Origin of the sequence: Gardnerella sp. KA01002 (assembly GCF_049244015.1) — a bacterium.
Classification (GTDB): Bacteria; Actinomycetota; Actinomycetes; order Actinomycetales; family Bifidobacteriaceae; genus Bifidobacterium; species Bifidobacterium vaginale.
The window spans coordinates 932583-950300 of record NZ_CP058365.1 but is presented as its reverse complement, the minus strand read 5'-3'; the positions used below and the strand labels follow the sequence as shown (position 1 = coordinate 950300).

14 protein-coding genes are annotated in these 17718 nt (G+C 42.2%); 12 read left to right on the top strand and 2 right to left on the bottom strand.

Annotated elements, in window-relative coordinates:
- The first annotated feature begins 1 nt into the window (after window position 1).
- Entirely contained in the window at window positions 2-1213 is a 1212-nt protein-coding gene (locus HXT60_RS03725) for a hypothetical protein (protein WP_014554537.1), read from the top strand.
- 101 nt (window positions 1214-1314) lie between these two features.
- Here the strand turns inward: HXT60_RS03725 and HXT60_RS03720 are convergent, their stop codons facing one another.
- Window positions 1315-3453 carry a M13 family metallopeptidase gene (locus tag HXT60_RS03720; protein WP_421790777.1) on the bottom strand — a complete coding sequence of 713 codons (2139 nt, stop codon included), beginning with the start codon at window positions 3451-3453 and terminating at the stop codon, window positions 1315-1317.
- 91 nt (window positions 3454-3544) lie between these two features.
- Here HXT60_RS03720 and map point away from each other — a divergent pair, with 91 nt between their 5' ends.
- The 11 genes from map to HXT60_RS03665 all read left to right on the top strand — a co-directional run bounded on the left by map (window position 3545) and on the right by HXT60_RS03665 (window position 16719).
- Window positions 3545-4318 (top strand): type I methionyl aminopeptidase, encoded by a 774-nt coding sequence (map, locus tag HXT60_RS03715; RefSeq protein ID WP_004120872.1) that lies wholly within the window; start codon window positions 3545-3547, stop codon window positions 4316-4318.
- Between the two features lie 60 nt (window positions 4319-4378).
- The gene (gene prfB, locus HXT60_RS03710) at window positions 4379-5521 is read left to right on the top strand and encodes a peptide chain release factor 2 (protein WP_004114918.1); all 1143 of its coding nucleotides are present in this window, start codon (window positions 4379-4381) and stop codon (window positions 5519-5521) included.
- Window positions 5522-5639: 118 nt separating this feature from the next.
- Window positions 5640-6998, top strand: coding sequence for a cell division ATP-binding protein FtsE (gene ftsE / locus HXT60_RS03705; protein ID WP_415681798.1), 1359 nt, complete (start codon window positions 5640-5642; stop codon window positions 6996-6998).
- Window positions 6998-7921 carry a permease-like cell division protein FtsX gene (gene ftsX, locus HXT60_RS03700; protein ID WP_004113496.1) on the top strand — a complete coding sequence of 308 codons (924 nt, stop codon included), beginning with the start codon at window positions 6998-7000 and terminating at the stop codon, window positions 7919-7921. Before ftsE ends, ftsX begins: the two co-directional genes overlap by 1 nt.
- A 154-nt stretch (window positions 7922-8075) precedes the next feature.
- Window positions 8076-9470: a CHAP domain-containing protein gene (locus HXT60_RS03695; RefSeq protein ID WP_020760222.1), complete on the top strand. Its 1395-nt coding sequence runs from the start codon at window positions 8076-8078 to the stop codon at window positions 9468-9470.
- A 31-nt stretch (window positions 9471-9501) separates the two neighbouring features.
- Window positions 9502-9990, top strand: a complete 489-nt coding sequence (smpB, locus tag HXT60_RS03690) for an SsrA-binding protein SmpB (RefSeq protein WP_004113499.1) — start codon at window positions 9502-9504, stop codon at window positions 9988-9990.
- 243 nt (window positions 9991-10233) lie between these two features.
- A complete protein-coding gene (locus HXT60_RS03685; RefSeq protein WP_004113500.1) occupies window positions 10234-11160 on the top strand; it encodes an ABC transporter substrate-binding protein in 927 nt (308 codons plus the stop codon).
- A 160-nt stretch (window positions 11161-11320) separates the two neighbouring features.
- Window positions 11321-12313, top strand: a complete 993-nt coding sequence (locus HXT60_RS03680) for an amino acid ABC transporter permease (RefSeq protein WP_004113501.1) — start codon at window positions 11321-11323, stop codon at window positions 12311-12313.
- Between the two features lie 66 nt (window positions 12314-12379).
- A complete protein-coding gene (locus HXT60_RS03675; RefSeq protein WP_004113503.1) occupies window positions 12380-13201 on the top strand; it encodes an amino acid ABC transporter ATP-binding protein in 822 nt (273 codons plus the stop codon).
- 108 nt (window positions 13202-13309) lie between these two features.
- Entirely contained in the window at window positions 13310-15217 is a 1908-nt protein-coding gene (gene glmS / locus HXT60_RS03670) for a glutamine--fructose-6-phosphate transaminase (isomerizing) (protein ID WP_421790772.1), read from the top strand.
- An 11-nt stretch (window positions 15218-15228) separates the two neighbouring features.
- The gene (locus tag HXT60_RS03665) at window positions 15229-16719 is read left to right on the top strand and encodes an ABC transporter substrate-binding protein (protein ID WP_421790770.1); all 1491 of its coding nucleotides are present in this window, start codon (window positions 15229-15231) and stop codon (window positions 16717-16719) included.
- A 39-nt stretch (window positions 16720-16758) separates the two neighbouring features.
- On the opposite strand, the gene HXT60_RS03660 is transcribed toward HXT60_RS03665, so the two are convergent.
- Window positions 16759-17529 (bottom strand): type III pantothenate kinase, encoded by a 771-nt coding sequence (locus HXT60_RS03660; RefSeq protein ID WP_004114938.1) that lies wholly within the window; start codon window positions 17527-17529, stop codon window positions 16759-16761.
- Window positions 17530-17718: the final 189 nt, after the last annotated feature.

Below are 17718 nucleotides of genomic sequence, written 5' to 3'. Positions count from 1 at the left end.
TATGTGGCATAAGTCGCACGTATTTTCTGCAAAGAAATGTTTAGCTGCTGCAGCATCAGCCGTTGCCTGCGTAGCAATGATTGGATCTACTGCAGTATCTGCTAGTGCTTTGGTTATAGTGCAGAATCACAGTGTTGCTAATGTTAATACTAATTGGCAAGTTCAGAATCAGTCAGTTGCAAGCTACATTTTAGGTGCAATTCGTGATGTGCGTTCAAAGTATTATGACGATGGCGTTACCCTTATGAACGGTATGCCTCTTGCGGATTATGTTGCTTCTAAGGGTCTTACAAAAGAGCAGTATATTAACGATATTCGCTATGATCGTGCTAATGAAGAGGATGCTTATCGTCGTGCAAATGAGACTGTTCAGCATGGAAAACTTGGTCATTTTGCTGCGGATGGTGTGAGCCTTCCAAACTACGATGGTCGTAAGGCTTGGGGCGAAAACGTTGCTTGGGGTGAAAGCCCAGAAGAAGCTATGTCGGATTGGACTGCTGGAGAGGAATCTGCATTACACCAGTCTAATGGTGCTGCAACTACTGACAATGCTCATCTTTACCAGATTTTGAATCCAGAAAACATTTCCTTCGGATATGGCGAAATAGCAGGTACCAAATACGGAAGAGTATCTGTTTTGACTCTTTCAACTCAGGTTGGAGACACTGACTACCCACAAGGCAAGTTAGGTGTTGCTCCTCACCTTGATTTTGCTTGGATTATTCGTAATAACGATATTGCTGTTGGTGCAAATGCTTACACCGACAAGCAGCTTGAGTATCGTTGGCTTTCCTACAATTTGAATACTCAGCAGTGGGCTACTATTGCTGATTGGAGTACTGGAAACTGGGCTTCTTGGGTTACAAAGCCAGGTGATTATTGGCTGCATTGCGAAGCTCGTGATCCTTCTACCAAGAAAGTTGTTCTAGAAAAGACAATTGCTTTCCACTACACAGTTCCAAGCCAAACAGTTATTACTGGAACTTATGCTGGTTGGCAAGGCAGTAGTGTTCTTCTTGGTGCATCCACTAATAATCCTAATGGTTCTACCAAGATTAAGATTTATGATTACAATGCTAAGCAGTGGGTTGAAGGATTTGATGGTCCTTGGGCTTTGTGGAGCCCACGCCCAGGCATTTACTGGACTCATTTCGAAGCTTACGATGAGAACGGTAATTTGTCGGATGTTAAGACCTACGCTTTCGGCGTGTGAATCTGATTAGTAAATTTGATTAGTATCATTTAAAAAGCCTGCAAACGTTTTAAACGCTTGCAGGCTTTTGTTTACTTATTTACTTTAGTTTTATTTGCGATTTACCAAATGTGTACGCGCTCGCTTGGGTCGAGCCACATCTCGTCGCCGTCTTTAACGTCGAAAGCATCGTAGAACAAGTCAACGTTGCGTGCAATGCCATTAGTGCGGCACTCTGCAGGGGAGTGTGGGTCGATTTGAAGGTATTGCTCCGCAATCTCGTTACGAGCCTTTGAACGCCACACAAGTGCGTAGCTTAAGAAGAATCGTTGCAAAGCAGTGAAACCATCAATCTTAGGAGCGTTCAGCAAAGTTTCACGAATCGCATCGTCACTTCCGTCGATTTCTTGTCCCTTGCTCTTTTGCAAAGCAAAAGCGTAGGCTTTAAGAGCAATAGTTACGCCGCTTAAATCACCAATGTTTTCGCCGATTGTTAAAGCACCATTTACGTGAGGCATTGCATCGCGCTCCTCTTTGCTCTTTAAGTGAGAGTATTTAACAATAAGCTGCGTTGGTGTAAAAGCATTGTATTGCTCAATAAGCGTTTTAGTGCGCTCAGTGAAGTTGGTTTTGTCTTCTTCAGTCCACCAATTGTTAAGCACGCCGTCGCCATCATATTCGCAACCTTGATCGTCAAAACCGTGGCCGATTTCGTGGCCAATTACTGCACCAATAGCACCGTAGTTTGCTGCGTCTGGAGCACTAGGGCTAAAGAATGGCGGCTGCAAAATCGCAGCTGGGAACACTATTACGTTAAGCAGCGGATCGTAGTAAGCGTTTACGGTTTGCGGAGTCATCTGCCACTCTTCGCGATCCACAGGTTCTCCAGCTTTTGCAGTATACCTACCAAACACGAATCGAGAAACTTCGCGCATATTCTCAATTAAGCCAGCGTCTTCCTTAATATTTAGCACAGAGTAGTCAATCCAATGATTCGTGTAACCAATATTTGGCTCAAACTTGCTAAGCTTTTCCAAAGCCTTCGCCTTAGTCTCCTCGCCAAGCCAGCTGCTGTGAGAAATCGACTCGCGGTAAGCGTTAATAAGATTGTCAACTAAGCCTTCCATATACTTTTTAGAAGACTCAGGGAAGTGCAAGCGCACGTATTCTTTACCGACTTCCTCGCCGCAAGCATCGTCAACAACTCCGATTGCGCGCTTCCAGCGGTCGCGTGGCTTGGTGGCGCCAGAAAGCACTTTGCCGTAGAAGTCGAATCGCGCTTGTGCAAAGTCCTCGCTTAACATGCTTGCCCAGCACAAAATCACATGCACGCGTGCCCAAAGCTTTAGATCTTCTAAGTCGGCTTCTTGCCAAATCTTATTCAATCCTTCTATAAAGCTTGGCTCGTGAACTACTACTTTGCTAAAAGCTTTACGAAAATCTATTGGCTGATTCTTTGCTTCTTCGGAATCGTCGTAAGATTTTTGAGCAGCATCCAAGAATGCGTTAAGATTCAGCGCTTCAAGCGTTTTTGCCAAATCCGCATAATCGTAAGGATTATAAGTTTTTTGAGAATCGCGTGTTGCTACGTTATCCCAGTGGTTGCTTGCGATTTGTGTTTCAACCTTCAAGAAACGTTCCGATTGCTCTCTTGTAGTAGTGGCATCACCGTATCCAGCTAAGCGCAACAATGAAGCCACCATTTTTACGTATTCAGCGCGAATCGGAGCGTAATTATCTTCGCGATAGTATGCTTCGTCTGGCAAGCCCAATCCAGCCTGCTCAATGTGCATAATATTCGTCTTAGGGTCTTTAGGGTCTCCGTAGACGCCAAAAGCAAACATTGCATTAGGTCCGCCATATGGAGTAAGAGAAGCAATAGTGCGAACTAAGTCTTCTTTGCTGCTAGCTGCATCAACAGCGTCTAAATCGCTCTTAATTGGCGTAATTCCAGCTTTTTCAATAGATGCAGTATCTAAATAGTTGCGGTATAGGATTCGCGACTTTTTGGCTGGGCAATCTTCGTTTTCTAAAATATCTCGAATTTGCGTCTCTGCATCTTCTGCAAGCTTGTAGAAAGCACCATACATTGGCTTATCTTCTGGAAGAGTGTAAGTGTCAATCCAAGGACCGTTTACGTAACGGAATAAATCGTCTTGTGGTCGAGTAACCGATGAGAAGGAAGCTGGGTCAAAATTTACAGCAGAAATTTCCTTCTGCGATTCCTCATTGTTGTTATTATTTTCATTGTTATTAGGCATGTGCCTAGATTACAAGTATTAAGCGACATCATTAGCTAGTATTTTCGCCATATTTTGCGCTATTTTCGTGCCTGCGAGTTAGTCTTAAATCATGATTGAACTTAAAACTCCATCCGAAATTGAAGCTATGAAGCCTGCAGGTCGCTTCGTTGGTAGTATTCTTAAAGACTTGAAAGCAATGACAAAAGTTGGCACAAATCTTCTTGAGATTGATGACTTTGTTCGCCAACGCATTATGAGCCGTAAAGGTGCGTCTTCTTGCTATGTTGATTACGCTCCTGATTTTGGAACTGGTCCTTTTGCGCACTACATTTGCACTTCTGTAAACGATGCTGTTCTTCATGGCGTTCCTTTTGATTACAACCTTAAAGACGGCGATTTACTAACGCTTGACTTAGCGATTAACGTTGACGGATGGGTTGGAGATTCTGCTATTAGTTTCGTGGTTGGAAAGCATGCGGATCCTGAAGATTTGCGCTTAATTAAGTGCACTGAGGAAGCACTTGAGGCTGGAATTAACATGGCTCAGCCTGGAAACCGCCTTGGAGACATTTCTGCAGCTGTTGGATGCGTTGCTCACGAGTATGGTTACAGCGTAAATCTTGAGTTTGGCGGTCACGGAGTTGGCCATATTATGCATGGCGATCCGCACGTTCCTAACGATGGCACTGCGCATCACGGCTACAAGCTTCGCCCAGGCTTGGTTATTGCTATTGAGCCGTGGTTCTTAAAGACTACTGACGAGATTTATCAAGATCCAAAAGACGGTTGGACTCTTCGATCTGCTGACGGTTCGCGTGGCGCTCATAGCGAGCATACGATTGCAATTACAGAGAATGGTCCAGAGATTTTGACCGTACGCTAAACTTCGAATAGTAAGTGCGTAAAACGAATAATATAAAATATAAAGAGGTACTTTAAGTAAATGGCGGAATTTGATTTTGCCCAAGCGTTAAATGATGTTGAAGCAAAGTATTCTTTGATTTCTAAGGCTTTAGACGTTAATTCGTTGAAGACTGCTATTGCAGATTTAGAAAAGCAGGCTTCGGAGCCTGGACTTTGGGATGATTCTGAGCACGCTCAGCAAGTTACGAGTAAGCTTTCGGCAGCTCAGTCTCAATTAAAGCGTTTACAAGCCGTTGAGCAACGCATTGAAGATACTAAGACTTTGATTGAACTTGGTCAGGAAGAAGAGGATGCTGATTCTATGAGCGAGGCTCAAGAGGAGCTTGGCTCTATTGCTCACGAGTTGGACGATATGGAAGTTCAAACTCTTCTTGACGGCGAATATGATGCTCGTGCAGCGGTGGTGACAATACGCTCTGGTGCGGGTGGTGTGGATGCTGCCGATTTTGCGCAAATGCTTCTTAGAATGTACTTGCGTTGGGCGGAACGAAACGGCTACAAAACTAAGATGATGGATACGTCTTACGCAGAAGAAGCTGGTATTAAATCCGCCACTTTCCAAGTTGATGCACCATATGCGTATGGTCGTCTTTCTGTAGAAGGCGGCACTCACAGAATGGTTCGTATTTCTCCATTCGACAATCAAGGCAGGCGTCAAACTGGCTTTAGTGCCGTGGAAGTAATCCCACTTGTTGAAGCTACGGATCATATTGACATTCCAGATTCTGACATTCGTGTGGATACTTTCCAGGCGTCTGGCCCTGGCGGACAAGGCGTAAACACTACGTATTCCGCTGTGCGCATCACGCATTTGCCAACTGGTTTGGTTGTCTCAATGCAAGATGAGCGCAGCCAGATTCAGAACCGAGCTGCTGCAATGGCGGTTTTGCAATCGCGTTTGCTTGTGTTAAAGCATGCCGAAGAAGCTGCTAAAAAGAAGGAGCTTGCTGGAGATATTAAGGCAAGTTGGGGAGACCAAATGCGCTCATACGTGCTTCACCCATACCAGATGGTGAAGGATTTGCGCACTGGCTACGAAACTTCGCAAACTCAGGCTGTTTTTGACGGCGATATTGACGGTTTTATTGAAGCTGGAATTCGTTGGCGTCACGAACAGAGAGTTGCAGCTAAAAAAGAGGCTGAGGAAAAGTCGCAAGCTTAGTCTGCATTAGATAAAATTCAAGATAAAAGTCAGAATAAAAATCAAAAATAAAATATAAAATAGTTAAAAACAAAATTAAAGTATATCGTTCAATAGTTCGTAAAGGAAACTGCAGAATATGTCTCTGATTTCACTAGAACATGTGTCGAAGATCTATCCTAAGGGTACGCGCCCTGCTTTGGACGATATTTCTTTAGACGTTAATCGTGGCGACTTCGTGTTTCTTGTTGGAGCGTCTGGATCTGGTAAAACAACTCTTCTAAGCTTGCTGCTGCGCGAAGAGGAGGCCACTAAGGGCGAGATTCACGTTGCTGGTAATGACTTGCGACGCTTAGTGAATCGTCAGGTTCCGCAGTATAGACGTACTCTCGGCTTTATTTTCCAGGATTATAAACTGTTGAATAATAAAACCGTGTATCAGAACGTGGCTTTTGCACTAGAAGTTATTGGCACGAGTCGTTCTACTATTAAGTCGCTTGTTCCGCGTGTGCTTGAAACGGTTGGCTTAACTGGTAAGGAAAATAATTATCCGCATGAGCTTTCGGGTGGTGAAGCTCAGCGTGTTGCAATTGCGCGCGCGTACGTGAATCATCCGCAAATTCTTCTCGCTGACGAGCCTACTGGTAATTTGGATCCAACTACTTCGCTTGGCATTATGGAAGTTTTGGACGCCATTAATCGTACGGGCACTACAATTGTTATGGCTACGCATAATGAGGAAATTGTTAACTCAATGCGCAAGCGAGTTGTGGAGCTTCATGCTGGAAAAATTGTGCGAGACGAGCGCGAAGGCTCTTATGATTCTGCGCTTTACTTCCCAGATGCAGATGTTGAGCAAAAGTCGAAAGCTCAGCAGGCAGTTGAAGGCGATTCAGGTGTTCGTACTGTGGCAGATTCTGGCTCTGATCACACTAATTTTAACTCGTCTTCTGAAGATTCTAAAAATTACAGATTCATGTCTAAACGCGCAAAGCGTGCAGCTCAAGCAAAGCAGGCTATGGATGCTGTTGCGCAAACTTTGCAAAATGGTTCTGAAGATAATGAGGGTATTGCTCGACTTGCGCAATCTGTTCATTCAGGCAGAACGGGTAGATATGGTGAAGTTTTTCAGCCTTTAGAAACAACTATGACTTGGGGGCGTGGTCTTTCAATTCCACCAGCTCCTCCTGTACAAAAGTCGAATGATGCTGAAGATATGAAGAATTCAGATTTTGCAGATTCTAGCAACTCTTCAGATTCTGGCGATTCTCTTGATTTAAGTGAGAATCAAAAAGATAAGAATAATACAGAAAATATTGTCGAAAACGATATTGAAAATTCTGGCGAAAATTCTGGCGAAAATTCTGACGAAAACGTCGGCAAAACAGGCGAGAATCCAAGCGAAACTGGCGATTATATTGAATCTAAAGAATCCAATGAAAAAAGTAAATCTGAAGCCAGTAAAAGCGAAAATCTTAAGAACGAAGGAGACGAGTAATGCGATTGCGGTTCATATTCTCAGAAACGTGGATTAGCTTGCGCAGAAACGTTTCTATGATTGTTTCGGTAATGCTCGTTACCTTCATATCGTTCTTGTTTATAGGCGCATCTGTTCTTATGCAAGCGCAAATCACAAAAGCCAAAGGCGATTGGTATGACAAGGTAGAAGTTGTAGCATGGCTTTGCCCAGACGGTACAAGTCAGTCAGCATCCTGTGCTTCTGGAAAAGCTCCTACTAAAGAAGAAATTGTAAAATTGGAGAACATTATTAACCAAGAGTTAGGTGATGATGTTTCGAATATCACTTATGTTAGTAGAAGCGAATTTTACAAGAATACTTTTCTTAAGCAATATCCTAATGGCTTATATCAGGGGCGTACTTTAACAGCTGCTGATATGCAAGATTCTTTGCGACTAAAGCTTACAAATCCAACCAAATATCAGGTTGTTTCAGAAGTTCTTTCTGGCAGAAATGGTGTTGAGGAAGTAGTAGACCAAAGACAAATTTTTGACCCAGTGTTTAGCGTTTTGAATCATGCCACGGCTGTGACAATTGTGCTTGCTGCAGTTATGGTTGTTGTTGCGATTATGCTAACCGGTACAACTATTCGTATGTCTGCAGCCTCTAGAAAACAAGAGACGGAGATTATGCGACTTGTGGGCGCGTCTAATTGGACAATTCGCATGCCATTTATTTTAGAAGGTGCTTTTGCGTCCCTTATGGGATCCCTACTATCTGGGTGTGCACTAAGCGTTGTTGTTAAAGTGTTTATTACAGATTGGCTTGCACAAAACGTTCGTTGGATGCCATTTGTAAATCAAACAACTGTTTGGATGACAGTTCCAGTGCTGGTTCTTGGAGCCGTGCTACTTTCAATAGTCGCCTCCGCGGTTGCACTCAGAAGATATCTGCAAGCGTAAACATAAAAGAAAAATTTAAATTATCAATAAATTATGAACATTAATAAATCATAAATAAAAAATCATAAATAGAAAAATTTTATCGATAATAGAATTTTCAATGTATAATTCGCATTAGTTGTGTTTGAATTTTCTACTTGAAAGGGAAGTAAATATGGAAAGCAAGAAATGCCATGCAAAATATTGTAAGCGCACTGTCGCAAGCGCGATTGCAAGCAGCTTTCTTATGCTTTCTGCCGGTATTACCTTATATGCTTACCAGCCACTACGCGCTGATGCAGTTACCATGCAAGATTACAACAGGAAAGTTCAAAGTAATGCAGCTCTTAAAAAGCGTCTTGCTGGAGTAAATAAACAGCTTGCTGATAAGATCCTAGAGCTCAATGATTTAAACGAGCATCAAATCCCTAATCAAGTCCGTGCTGCTCAGCAAGCTCAGGAGCAAGCGCAACAAGCTATGAGCCTTGTTGAATCAACAAATCAGCGTTTGCAATCTGCACAAAAAGACAAACGCGATTTAGAAGAAAAAATCAAGCAGACTGGCGAAGATTTTGATGATGCAAAGGCTGCTGTAGCTCAACTTGCTCGCAAAAGTTTCCATGGCTCCAATGCATCTAACGTAATGGCAATGGTGACTAATTCCACTACTACCGAGCAGTTTGTTGGAAAACTTCAGTCAGAGGCTGCTGTTGCGCGTAGCGAAGCAAATGCTGCAAATGATGCTGCTGTGACTTTGAGTAATTCTATGAATAGACGTCAGCGCTTAGCTGCTATTGAAACAGAGATTCAAAAATTAAAAGCAAAAGCTGATTCTGAGGCGCAGAGTGCTCAGGCTGCGGCTAAGGCTGCCAGTGAAAAGCAGCGTTCTCTTCAGTCTTTAAGAGATCAGGGAACTATTCTAAGAAAGCAGTTAGAGAGTCAAAAGAATAGTCTTACTTCTCAAGATGCTCGCGAAGCTGCTGAAATAATTGCTTTGAAGTCACAGATTGACGCTCAAGCTAGGGCTTTAGCTGCTACGGCTGCAGCTCGCATGAATCCTAATAATGGTAATCGTCAACAACTTAGAGGCGGCGGCAGTTGGAATACTCCTTCCTTGCCTGCATTACCGCTTTCTAATGGTGCTGCAAATGGTATGAATTACGCGGTTCCTGGGAATTGTCCTGCTGGTTCTGGCAATTGCTATGGTCATAATACTGGTAACACAGCTGGAGGTTCTGCCTATCCAGCTCGTCAATGCACACTTTGGGCGTATTTGCGTAGATCACAGCTTGGTCTTCCAGTAGGATCCTTTATGGGCAACGGTGCTGATTGGGCTAATTCTGGGCGTAGACTTGGGTATCTTGTAAATCGCACACCGCATGTTGGTGCTGTTATGGTATTTGCTAGAGGAGCTGCTGGATCAGATCCTACATATGGACATGTTGCTGTTGTTGAACGCGTTAATTCGGACGGTTCGGTACTGATTTCCGAAGGTGGCGTTGGATTTGCTACGTTCCCGTCTTATAGGACTATTCGTAATGCTGGCAATTATGAGTATGTTCACTATTAATTTTTTATGATTCGATTTAGGCTGGTGTAATTTGGATAAAAAACCTGGTTCAGATGGTACTTTAACTGTTGCAAGAAATAAAAAAGCAAATCACGACTATGCGATTGAAGATTGCTATGAAGCAGGTATTGCGCTTACTGGCACAGAAGTTAAGTCTTTGCGCGAAGGCAGAGCTTCTTTAGCTGAAGCGTTTGTAAATATTGATAGACGTGGTGAGATTTGGCTAGAAGGCGCAAATATTCCAGAGTACTTAAATGGCACTTGGAATAATCATGCTCCTAAGCGCAAGCGCAAGTTGCTTCTTCATGCGATTCAAATTGCTAAGCTTTCTAGGCAGATTGAAGCTAAAGGTTACACTATTGTGCCTTTGAGGATTTATTTTAAAGGCAGCTACGCTAAAGTTGAGATTGCTTTGGCGCGAGGCAAAAAAGAGTACGATAAGCGTCAAGCGTTGCGCGAAGAACAAGATAAGCGCGAAGCATTGCGCGCTATGCGATACAAGAATATGCAATCTAGGTGATTTGCTGTTTGTGATTGTATTGCGACACGCCGTATATTATTCATTTTTGTGAATAATATACGGCTTTTGATTTTGCAATTCGTTATTTTTTGCTGATTTTTAGCATATTCATGTATGTCAATTTATGAATATTCAGTTTTTGCATTTTAATAATCGCAATTTAGTAGCGTTATCGTGTATAGTTATGCATATCACTGTAAATTATAAGTTATTTATTCTTTAAATATTGGACAGGAGAAGAAAATGCTTAAGTCAAATAAGATTTTTAAGTCAATTAAGCCTATTGCAGCAATTGCAACTCTTGCATTGATTGGATGCACATGCGCATGCGGTCCAGCCGATTCTAAGGCAGCAGACCCAGATGTGGCACGCAGCTACGATGTAAGCAAAGTTCAAAAAGACGATGAGATTGCAAAACTTGTTCCAGAAAGCGTTGCAAAAACTGGCGAATTAACAGTTGGTGTAAACGTTAGCTATGCTCCAGCAGAGTTCTTCGCTGCAGATGGCAAAACACCAGTCGGCTACGAAATCGACTTTTCTAAAGCTTTAGCAAAATTGATGGGCTTAAAAGCGAAGATTATGCATGCTCAGTTTGATTCCATTATTCCAGCAATCGGAAGCAAATATAACGTTGGAATCTCGGGCTTTACTGTAAACGCTGAACGTATGAAGTCCGTTGATTTTGTAACGTACGCAAACGCTGGCTTATCTTTTGAAGTTCGTAAAGGAAACCCAACTAAAGTAGATCCAAAGAATCTTTGCGGCAAAAAAGTTACATTAGAAACTGGCACTGTTGGCGAGCCAATCATGGAAGAAGCTAAAAAGCAGTGCAAGGCAAATAACGATAAGCCACTAGAAATCATGAGCTTTAAGGAGCAGACAGACGCCACTACAGCATTGCTTTCTGGTCGCGCAGACGTTATGTATGCTGACACTCCTGTAGCTGGCTATGCTGCAATAAAGAACAATGGAAAGCTAGAGATTCTAGAAAGCAGTAACGACGCGGAGCCAATGGGTGCAGCCGTTAAGAAGGGCGATGCTAAGATGCTAAAGCTCATTAAGGCCGCAATCGATAAGCTTATGAAGAATGGCGTTTATAACGACATTCTAAAGAAGTGGGGTGTTGAAAACGTTGCTATTAAGGAAGCGCAAGTAAATCCAGAAGTCTGATCTTAAATTTGGCGTGCGTTTGTAGCTATTAGTATAGTGAAAACCGCACGCCTTATTTGTATTTAATCTATTTGTACATCGCAAGTGCGTTAATTACTAGTTAATAATCCGCTAGTTATTATTCACATATGTGACAATTTAAAATGTTAATGGAGAAAATATGTTTAACAATGCGAGTAAGAAGCTTTCGCAAAACTCTGATGGTGATCGGATTCTACCAGTCAAAAAACCTGGACCAATCATAGCTGGCATAATCGTAGCTATAATTGCGTGCTCGCTGCTTTATTCTATAGTTACAAATCCGCGATTTGAGTGGAATGTTGTAGGCATATATCTAATAAGCGACAATGTTCTTACAGGCATTGCTTGGACGCTAATACTCACATTCTTGTCTATGATTATTGCAATTGTTCTTGCTATAGGATTAGCAATGATGCGTAAGTCTGTAAACCCTGTTCTTCGAGCCGTAAGCTGGTTCTTTATTTGGTTCTTTAGGGGTACTCCAGTTTATACGCAGCTAGTATTTTGGGGAATGTTTGCTGTACTTGTTCCTAAGTTGAGTATGGGCATTCCGTTTACATCCGTTGAGTTTTTCTCCATTGATTCCAACGTTGTTATGACTTCTTTAAACGCTGCAGTTATTGGATTGTCTCTTAATGAGGCTGCGTATTTGTCGGAGATTGTTCGTGCTGGTTTAGAAGCTGTGGATGCTGGTCAGGTTGAGGCGGCTCAAGCTCTTGGCATGGGCAGGTCTTTGACTATGCGCAGGGTTGTTTTGCCTCAGGCTATGCGTATTATCGTTCCACCTTTGGGCAATGAGACTATTGGTATGCTTAAAACTACGTCTTTGGTTTTAGCTGTTCCTTTTACCTTAGAACTTCAGTTTGCCACAAATGCTGTAGCAAATCGTATTTATAAGCCGATTCCGTTGCTTATAGTTGCTAGCATTTGGTATTTAATTATTACGTCTATTTTGATGGTTTTTCAAGTTATGTTAGAAAAGCATTTTGGTAAAGGATTCGAAGCAAAAGACATTGTAAACAATGCTCAAATTAACTCTAATGCTGCAAAACGTGGAGATAATGCGATTAAAGCGAATAGTGACGCTGTAAAGGGTCGCAATAATGCAACAATGTTAGGTTTTAACGCATAAACATATAACGCATAAACCGCGTCAAAATTACAAATTTTATATAATCGTAATTAGATTTGAGGAAAAATGACTGATATTTTAACGGTTGATACACAAAGCCAAAATGTTACTAAAAGTGATACTCCAGCAGTAGTCATAAAGGATTTACACAAGTCCTTCGGTAATCTTCAAGTCCTTAAGGGAGTTGACATGACTGTTAATCCAGGAAGTGTAACAGTCATACTCGGTCCTTCTGGAAGTGGAAAATCAACCCTATTGCGATTGATAAATCAACTAGAAAAAATTACGTCTGGTAAAATCACAATTTATGGCGAGCGCATTGGCGTAAAAACCGTTATACATAAAGGTAAAGAAGCATTGCAAGCGTTAAACGACAAAGAAATTGCAGAGCAACGCGCAAAGCTTGGAATGGTGTTCCAACGTTTTAATTTGTTCCCGCATATGACGGCTATTGAAAACGTTATGGAAGCGCCAGTTCATGTTTTACACATGGACAAAACCGCTGCACGCGATTTAGCAATTAAAGAACTTGAACGTGTTGGAATGGCAGACCGCGTAGACCATTATCCTTCTCAGCTTTCGGGTGGTCAGCAGCAGCGAGTTGCCATTGCGCGTGCGCTTGCGATGAAACCAGAAATAATGCTTTTTGACGAGCCTACGTCTGCATTAGACCCAGAACTAGTTGGGGAAGTGCTTAACGTTATGCGCGATTTAGCTAATGATGGAATGACAATGATTGTTGTAACTCACGAGATTGGCTTTGCACGAGAAGTTGCAGATCAAGTTGTGTTCATGGATGGCGGAAAAGTTGTTGAATGTGGTACTTCAGGAATCATAGATTGCCCACAAACAGAAAGATTTAAAGATTTTCTACATCACGTTTTATAAGTGTTTTGCAAGTATTTTGCAAGTGTTTTTCGCGTATTTTAATAAGATTTTTGCATATTTTCGACATGTGTAGAAACACGCACACTTTATAACGTACAATAGAAAATTATGTGTGGCATTGTAGGATATGCAGGTTTTGGCACAGTTTGCTCAAAGCCTCTAGAAGTTTGCTTAAATGGGTTAGAACGCTTAGAATATCGCGGATATGATTCATCTGGAGTAGCTCTTGCTGCTCCAGGAATGGATTCTATATGCGTACGCAAAAAAGCTGGTCGCTTAGCTGTTTTAAGAAAAGATATAGAAGCTAATCCAATGCCAGAAGCGAGTGTGGCAATAGGTCACACTCGATGGGCTACGAATGGCGCTCCTTGTGATTTAAACGCGCATCCGCATATTAGTGCCGACGGAAAAATCGCACTTATTCACAACGGTATTATTGAAAACGCTATTAGTCTTAAAGAACAAATGCAAAAAGAAGGCATAGAGTTTTCGTCTCAAACAGATACAGAAGTTGCAGCAAAAGCTCTTGGAAAAATCGCGAATCAAATAATTGAAGAAACTGGTAAGCCAGATCTTTTTGAAGCAATAAGACGAGTTGCGAAAATTCTTAAAGGAGCTTTTACTCTACTTGCTGTAGACGTTAGACAGCCTAATATTGTTGCTGCTGTTCGTCACGATTCGCCGCTTGTAGTAGGTGTTTCAAATAACGAGTATTTTCTAGGCTCCGATGTTGCTGCTTTTGTTCAATACACAGATAAAGTGCTTGAAGTTGGTCAAGATCAGGCTGTTTTAATCGGAGATATAGAAGGAAACAAAAAAGCACAGCTTCGTCTTACTGATTTTGACGGCAACGAGATTGAAAACCCTAGTTGTTTTACAGTAGACTGGGATGCTTCTGCAGTAGAAAAAGGCGGATGGGATTCCTTTATGGATAAGGAAATCCACGAAGATCCGCATGCCGTAGCTGATACTTTACGAGGACGATTCGACGCAAAAGGGAATATTATTCTTGACGAAGTTAGGATTAGTCAAGATATTTTGCGATCAATCGACAAGATAATAGTTGTAGCTTGTGGAACAGCAAGCTACGCTGGATTAGTTGCAAAATATGCGATTGAACATTGGGTGCGCGTGCCAGTAGAAGTGGAGTTGGCTCACGAATTTAGGTACAGAGACCCAATTTTAACGCATAGAACGCTTGTTGTTGCAATATCTCAATCTGGCGAAACAATGGACACGCTAATGGCGTTAAGGCACGCGCGCGAGCAGGGCAGCCGCGTGCTTGCAATATGCAACACTCAAGGCTCGAGTATTCCGCGAGAATCGGATGCTGTACTTTACACTCATGCTGGCCCAGAAATCGCAGTTGCTTCTACAAAAGCATTTGTTGCGCAAATCGTAGCAGCATACATGCTTGGGCTTTATTTGGCTCAAGTCAAGGGAACAATGTACAGAGATGAAATACAGCAAATCGTGTCCCAGCTTAAAGAAATGCCAGATAAAATACAAAACGTTTTAGATACGCAAGCTGATTCGATTATGCAAGCCGCAAAGAAAACAATAGACGCAAAATCGTTCTTGTTCCTTGGCAGGCATGTTGGCTACCCAGTTGCTTTAGAAGGCGCATTAAAGCTAAAAGAGATTGCGTACACGTTTACAGAAGGTTTTGCGGCAGGAGAGCTTAAACATGGCCCGATAGCTCTAGTAGACAAAGGCGAGCCAGTTGTTGTTATAGTGCCATCTTCTAGAGGCAGAGACGTTTTACACGCTAAAGTAATCTCGGGAATTGAAGAAGTTAAGGCTCGCGGAGCGTTTACTATTGCGGTTGCAGAAGATGGTGATCCAGACGCTGAGCGTTACGCAGATATTGTGTTCTGGCGCCCTAAATGCCCAACGTTGCTAAGCCCACTTGTAGATGTTGTAGCATTACAACTTTTTGCTATGAATATGGCAAAGCTTAAGGGCTACGATGTTGACAAGCCTAGGAATCTTGCAAAATCTGTAACTGTAGAATAGCAGTGAATATTATGTGTGCAAAAAGCCCGCAGAAAAGTCGCAAGCAGAATTTTGGTTGTTTTGTTATGCGTAATATAAACCGTAATATAAACCGCGTTTTTGTTCGTAATATAAAGCGCGTAATTTCTGCGATTACATGCGTTTTTATTGTTGCTTTTTGTGCGTCATGCGGATCTGTTGATTCTAGAACAAAAATAACAGTATGGTCTTGGGAACCAAGCATGAAGCGGATTGCGGCAGATTTTGAGAAACAAAATCCAGATATTCGAGTTAGCGTTAAAGATACAAGCGGATACAACAATCTTAACAGTGCTATTCAAGACGGTTACGGTATGCCAGATGTTGCTCAGCTTGAATACCACGCTTTGCCACAATACGCGGTTAGCGGACAACTTTTGGATATTACAAATCGCGTTCAAGGAACTCAAACATTCTATACGCCAGGCACATGGTCTTCTGTTCAATTAGGAGGACGAGTTTATGGATTGCCAATGGATTCAGGTCCTTTAGCATGGTTTTATAATCAAGACGTATTCAACCAAGCAGGTGTGGATGTTACGCAAATTCACACCTGGAAGGATTATCTACATGCTGCAAGAAAATTAAAAAATATTGGCGTTTATATTGCTGCAGATTCTGGAGATGCAAGTTTTTATAACGCTATGATTTGGCTTGCAGGAGGAAGACCTTTTATAACTTCTCACGATGGTAAAACCGTTACAGTTCGCTTAAGTAAAGACAAAGGAACAAAAGACTTTACTAAATTTTGGCAGTCCATGATTGACGAAGATTTGGTTGATACAAGACTTGCAACTTGGACTCCAGCTTGGAAAAGTGCAGTTGGTTCTGGCAGCGTTGCATCTGTTTTTGCTGGAGCATGGATGACATCGCTTTTAATGCATGATATTCCAGGCGGAGCAGGGTTGTGGCGTGTAGCGAGAGTTCCGACTATGAATGGAAACAATGACAATGCGCAAATGGGAGGATCTGCTCTAAGCGTCCTTCAGTCTAGTCGCAAGCCTGAAGCCGCGATGCGTTTTGTGAATTTTGTATGCCATGATCAGACTGGTATTAAAGAAAGAGTTTTATCTGGAGCATTCCCAGCAGACGTTGTGACTCTTAGAGACAAAGCGTTCCTAAACAAAACAATGGTTCGTGATTCTCGCGGAATCGATGTGCCATATTTCGGAGGACAACAATTCAACCGTATTTTTGCAGATGCAGCAAATCATGTAGATACAGGCTACAAATATTTGCCGTTTGAAGTATATTCTCGTAGCGATTTTCGTTTCACAGTCGGTTTGGCCTATGATTGGAACAGAAAATCAAGAGCACGTTTAACAGTGCAGTCGATGATTGATGCAGGCATTAAACAAGACGATGGTAAGGATTTTCAACTTCCAGACGACCCTGGTCCTAAAATTAGTCTTAAAGATGGTATTAATCTTTGGAAAAAAGACTTGAAAGAATACGGGTATAATCAGGGTTTTGTTGTGCGCTAGACTTATGCACTTTAGGTCTGTAATCCAAAGGAAAAGTCGCTAGCAGCCGATCGTTCGTCTATAAATCTCGTACATTCCTTTAAAAATCAAATTTGGATCGTAATAATCAATAGTTTCAACGTCTTTTTCAAAAAGTCGTCCCAAGCCGCCTGTAGCAACAACCTTAAAAGGCTCATTTATTTCTATTTTGAATTGCTCAATCGTGCGCTCAATTCCACCCAAGAAGCTGTAATACAATCCAGCTTGCATAGCAGGACGAGTTGATTTTGCAAGAACGGATTTAGGGCGCGAAATCTCAACTTCTGGAAGCTGAGCAGTATTATCCCATAGAGCTGCAGCCGCCGCACTAATTCCCGTGCAAATAAGTCCGCAAGTAATTGCTCCGCTTTTATCAACGTAGTTATAGGTTGTAGCTGTGCCAAAATCTATAACTAATACGGGGCCGCCGTATTCGTAAAACGCGCCAACACAATCCGCTAAGCAGTCTGCTCCCAAAGAGCGTGGCTCGTCAATGCGAATATTTACGCCAGTTTTTACTCCAGGGCCTACAATCATAGGGTCGATTTGCAAAAACTTAACAATGCTTGCGCGGAACGAGTGCATAACTTTTGGGACAACCGAAGCAACAATAACATCTTCAACATCGTTTACGCTAAAACCGCTAAGATTTAAGAATTGCGTAATCATAATGCCGTATTCGTCGGAAGTGTGATTTGCTTTTGTAGTCATTCTATACGTGCCAACAATCTTGCCGTTCTCCAAGAATCCAAGCACAATATTCGTGTTGCCAATGTCTACTGCTAAAAGCATATTCGCCTCCGTTGTGTTTGTTGTGTGTTGCCAAACTTAAGTATGCGCATCTTTAGAGCAATATTACATTAATGCTAAGTCCGTTGCGTTCAATTTGATTGTTTGTGCTTGCTGCTTTAGAAAATCGCATAAAAGTGTGGCGGTGTAGCACAGTAGGTGATAAAGTCGAAAACAATGGCAGCGAGGCTA